The 3,823-nt window shown below is 45.7% G+C and carries 5 protein-coding genes and 1 pseudogene; 4 read left to right on the top strand and 2 right to left on the bottom strand.

Going from position 1 to position 3,823, the window contains the following annotated elements:
* Positions 1-574: 574 nt before the first annotated feature.
* From NEPTK9_RS09130 to NEPTK9_RS09140, 3 genes are read left to right on the top strand one after another with little or no spacing between them, the layout of a single operon-like run.
* Positions 575-1,186, top strand: coding sequence for an ISAs1 family transposase (locus NEPTK9_RS09130; protein WP_228547117.1), 612 nt, complete (start codon positions 575-577; stop codon positions 1,184-1,186).
* Between the two features lie 30 nt (positions 1,187-1,216).
* Positions 1,217-1,723, top strand: coding sequence for a GNAT family N-acetyltransferase (locus NEPTK9_RS09135; RefSeq protein ID WP_194848525.1), 507 nt, complete (start codon positions 1,217-1,219; stop codon positions 1,721-1,723).
* The gene (locus NEPTK9_RS09140) at positions 1,710-2,126 is read left to right on the top strand and encodes a nucleotide triphosphate diphosphatase NUDT15 (protein ID WP_194848526.1); all 417 of its coding nucleotides are present in this window, start codon (positions 1,710-1,712) and stop codon (positions 2,124-2,126) included. The genes NEPTK9_RS09135 and NEPTK9_RS09140 overlap by 14 nt, the downstream gene beginning before the upstream one ends.
* Before the next feature lie 33 nt (positions 2,127-2,159).
* On the opposite strand, the gene NEPTK9_RS09145 is transcribed toward NEPTK9_RS09140, so the two are convergent.
* Together NEPTK9_RS09145 and NEPTK9_RS09150 are read right to left on the bottom strand one after the other, a co-directional pair.
* On the bottom strand, positions 2,160-2,462 hold the full coding sequence (locus tag NEPTK9_RS09145) for a GxxExxY protein (RefSeq protein WP_194848527.1): 303 nt from the start codon (positions 2,460-2,462) through the stop codon (positions 2,160-2,162).
* Positions 2,463-2,906: 444 nt separating this feature from the next.
* Positions 2,907-3,221, bottom strand: coding sequence for a hypothetical protein (locus NEPTK9_RS09150; RefSeq protein ID WP_194848528.1), 315 nt, complete (start codon positions 3,219-3,221; stop codon positions 2,907-2,909).
* Between the two features lie 117 nt (positions 3,222-3,338).
* Between NEPTK9_RS09150 and NEPTK9_RS10070 the strand changes: the two are divergent.
* A pseudogene (locus NEPTK9_RS10070) lies at positions 3,339-3,425 on the top strand (IS200/IS605 family transposase); the annotation flags it as partial.
* Positions 3,426-3,823 lie beyond the last annotated feature (398 nt).

The raw sequence follows: 3,823 nt of genomic DNA on the forward strand, positions 1-3,823 counted from the left end.
GGGGGCAAGCCCCCCGCTGCCCCCTTGAGCTTCAATCTGGCAAGCCAAATCGCCCCTTCTCGGGGGGCCGTGCAAAGCACTGTTCCACCCCTCGTGCGGGGCGATTTTGCAGAGCCATTTTGAAGCCGCGGACAGCTCACCGCATGGTTTTTCTTCGCCTTCGGCTCCGAAGCCATGTCAGTTCGCTGGAAAGGTTTTTTTTTAGAAAACCTCGCTCATCTTTTACCAAGCAGTAAGTCTCCTTTTTTCAGTTTTTTAGCCACTTACCATATTCGCTTTGGTTTGACTTTCAGCTTAACAAAAAAAAACACTGAACCTACGCAGCTTCAGAGCCGAAGGCGAAGAAAAGCTGCGTCGTGAAGTGTCCACGGCTTCAAGATGGCTCTGCAAAATTGATCTGAACGAGGGGTGGAACAGTGCTTTGCACGGCCCCCCGAGGAAGATCGGTTTGGCTTGCCAGATTGAAGCTCAAGGGGGCAGCGGGGGGCTTGCCCCCGACGTATCTTTCTTACATATACCACCGATAAATGTGCGAACTTTTTACCTGTAAAGGTGAACAAGGCCAATAGAAGCGATGGGAACCCAAAAAAATATTGCCGAAAAAATAGTGCATAAAGGAGCCGATTATACCCTCGCTCTGAAAGGAAATCAGTCAAAACTAAATGACGAAGTTGAAAATTTCTTTGATCAGGCTATTAAATATGGTGAACTCGGGATTGACTTTCACAAGTTTGAAGTAGAAGAAAAGGGAAAAGGTCGACATGAGATTCGTCAAATATACACAGCGACTGAATCAGGTTTTCTTGGGGATTACAAGCTTCATTGGAAGGGGTTGTCGACTATTGTCTGTATTGAGTCTAAGGTAACCAAAAAGGAGATTACCAGCAAAGAGCGCCGATATTATATCAGTAGCTTGCAAGAATCCTCGGAGGAAATAGGCCTTTTGATTCGAGGACATTGGGGTATTGAAAGTACGCACTGGATTTTAGATGTAGCATTTCGAGAAGACAACTTAACAGCTCGAGCAGGATATATTACAGAAAACCTATCCCTCATTCGCCGTATTTCCTTGAATTACTTAACCAAAGAGAAGTCAGTAAAATTGGGCACAGCTAACAAACGTCTGAAGGCTGCCTACGATAAGGAATATTTACTTAAGGTGCTAGGTGTCAAATCTTTTTCATAAATTCGCCGTGGATATGGTACCATTTTAGGTATGATTTTAGAAACAAAGCGGCTTATTATTCGAGACTTTAGTGAAGAAGACCTTGATGCCCTTGCCCCGATTTTAGGGGACCCTCAAGTGATGGAATACTCGATGACAGGTCCCCTTTCTCGCGAGGATACAAGCACGTGTCTTCAAAAGAGGATCTTTCAACACTATCAAGAGCATGGATATGGTTTATGGGCCCTTATCTCTAAAGAAACCAGTCAGTTGATCGGCTTTGCAGGGCCTATTCATCAAGAGGTTGATGGGGAGAAATGCGTTGAGATTGGTTATCGACTCGCTCCTTCTGAATGGGGGGAGGGGCTTGCAACCAAGGCGGTGATTGCCATTAGAGATTATGCGATCAAAGAGCTGAAGCTCGATAAACTCATTGCGATTATTGAACCAACGAATATCCGTAGTACACGGGTAGCAGAAAAAGCAGGGTTTAAACTCGCGAAGCAAACCATCTTTCATGGCTTTAATGTAGGAATTTACACGTATGGAAAGACCTAAGATAGGTGTAGGGGCTCTCGTTCTCAATGAGGGGAAGATCCTTTTGGGAAAAAGGATCCATGCCCATGGAGTAGGAACCTGGTGTCCTCCAGGAGGACACTTGGAGTTTGGGGAGACCCCGGCTGATTGTGCTGCAAGAGAGCTGGAAGAAGAAACCGGTCTGATTGCAGAAGAGATTTTTCCTGGCCCTTGGACGAATGATATCTTTGAGACAGAGGGGAAGCATTATGTCAGCCTCTTTATGCTCGTCAACAAGTTTCAAGGAGTTCTAGAGCTTAAAGAGCCTGATAAGTGTGAAAGCTGGGAGTGGTTTTCCTGGGACGCGCTTCCTTCGCCTTTGTTCTTGAGCCTGGAAAACCTTGTTGGTTCAGGCGTTTACAATATGAGTGATGCCTTCCTTTAGGGTTGTTTTCCCAAAGTTGAGAAGCAGGCCGGTTTATTTGCCCATGAGGCGGAGGTAGGTAGCAAGCTGCGCCCGATACATAGGGTAGTCCTTCCCTGTTGCTTTAATCTCGATGATCACCTCTTCTTCTACGATCAAATCGAGAAAAAGAGGGTCGCGCACCTCTTGACTTTTATAGAGGACGGGGACGGGAACTTGCCTTTGGCTAGTAATTCCAAGAAGAGAGAGCTCATGGACAAGAGCGGACTCGTAAATGGTCTCGAGAAGGCCTGGTCCCCCAAGGGTATGGTGCACCTCTGTAGCCGCTTCGATGATTTTTTCAATAAGCATTTTCATATACACACTTTTTTCAAAGAGGGTGCCAAAAAGAAGGTCAGCTGTCAAGTTTTTTCTGGCAATAATCTTTGTACACGACAAAAATTTAGCATTTGACAAGTAACTCGCTGGCATTAAAATGTTTCGTTGAAAAACAAACCGAACCAAAAGGACGGAAAATGAAACATGCCAGCGAGTTAACAACCATATTAAACCAAAACTTCGTATGGAGCAAGCCTAGAATTGACTGCTTTGTCAATATTCTACTAGCGATTATCCTGTCTAAAACCGTGAACCTAGCACAGCTACCCTGCCTTATCGCTAGTAAAGCAAAACAGAGTTCCAGATACAGGTTAGCTGTAAGCATATTCAGATACGGGCTAGACTACATTTGTGACATTCTAGGGAAAATTTTCTTTAGACTGGGCAAAAGCCTTAGTTGCCTAAGGTTTTTAAGGCTTCTCCCTATGGAGGTGGGGAACTATCGTGAAAAATTGTCGTGTACAAAGGGCAATAATAGAATAGGATGGAGGCACCAACGAGGGTGCAAATCCCTCCGAAACCAATGAGAGGCATCACTCCAAAGTGGGGAATCAGGTTGGGAGAAAAGCCAGTCAGCATGAATGAAAGAGCAACGATTGCTCCTGTAATGCCCAGGGCCCACCCTTGGGAGCTGCTGTCAACCGCTTCAGAAAAAGAGGTGAGGATTGCCGACCAAGCACTGTTTCCAAAGATCCCGATAAACAAGGAGCTTACCCAAAGGAGGATTTCTAATTTCAATAGGTAAACCACTAGTTTGACTAGTGGACTCCCAAGGCTTGGCCTCTGATTCAGTAAAAAAAAAGATGATGTCGATATTATCCTTGTTGGCTTGACGGGTCAACAAAAGGAAAATATATGACAACATCGTCTTATGAAAGCTTAACCCATTCTAGATGGGATTGCAAATACCACATAGTATTTATTCCAAAATGTCGCAAAAAAGGGCATGGTTCAAAATACAGCATGCTGAGGTAACACTTCACGACGTAGCTTTTCTTCGCCTTCGGCTCCGAAGCTGTGTCGGTTCAGTGGATTTTTTTTGTTAAGCTGAAAGTCGAGCAAAGCGAATATGGTAAGTGGCTAAAAACCTGGAAAAAAAGAGGCTTGTTCCTTGGTGAAAGATGTGCAAGGTTTTCTAGGAAAGAACCTTTCCAGCGAACTGACATGGCTTCGGAGCCGAAGGCGAAGAAAAGCCATGTGGTGAGCTGTCCGCGGCTTCAAGATGGCTCTGGAAAATCGCTCCGCACGAGGGGTGGAACAGTGCTTTGCACGGCCCCCCGAGAAGGGGCGATTTGGCTTGCCAGATTGAAGCTCAAGGGGGCAGCGGGGGGCTTGCCCCC

Source organism: Candidatus Neptunochlamydia vexilliferae, assembly GCF_015356785.1.
GTDB lineage: Bacteria > Chlamydiota > Chlamydiia > Chlamydiales > Simkaniaceae > Neptunichlamydia > Neptunichlamydia vexilliferae.

Bases quoted from the DNA above. Each gene is read 5' to 3' on its own strand.
- NEPTK9_RS09130 (WP_228547117.1), top strand. From the start codon at position 575: ATGGGAACCCAAAAAAATATTGCCGAAAAAATAGTGCATAAAGGAGCC.
- NEPTK9_RS09135 (WP_194848525.1), top strand. From the start codon at position 1,217: ATGATTTTAGAAACAAAGCGGCTTATTATTCGAGACTTTAGTGAAGAA.
- NEPTK9_RS09140 (WP_194848526.1), top strand. From the start codon at position 1,710: ATGGAAAGACCTAAGATAGGTGTAGGGGCTCTCGTTCTCAATGAGGGG.
- NEPTK9_RS09145 (WP_194848527.1), bottom strand. From the start codon at position 2,462: ATGAAAATGCTTATTGAAAAAATCATCGAAGCGGCTACAGAGGTGCAC.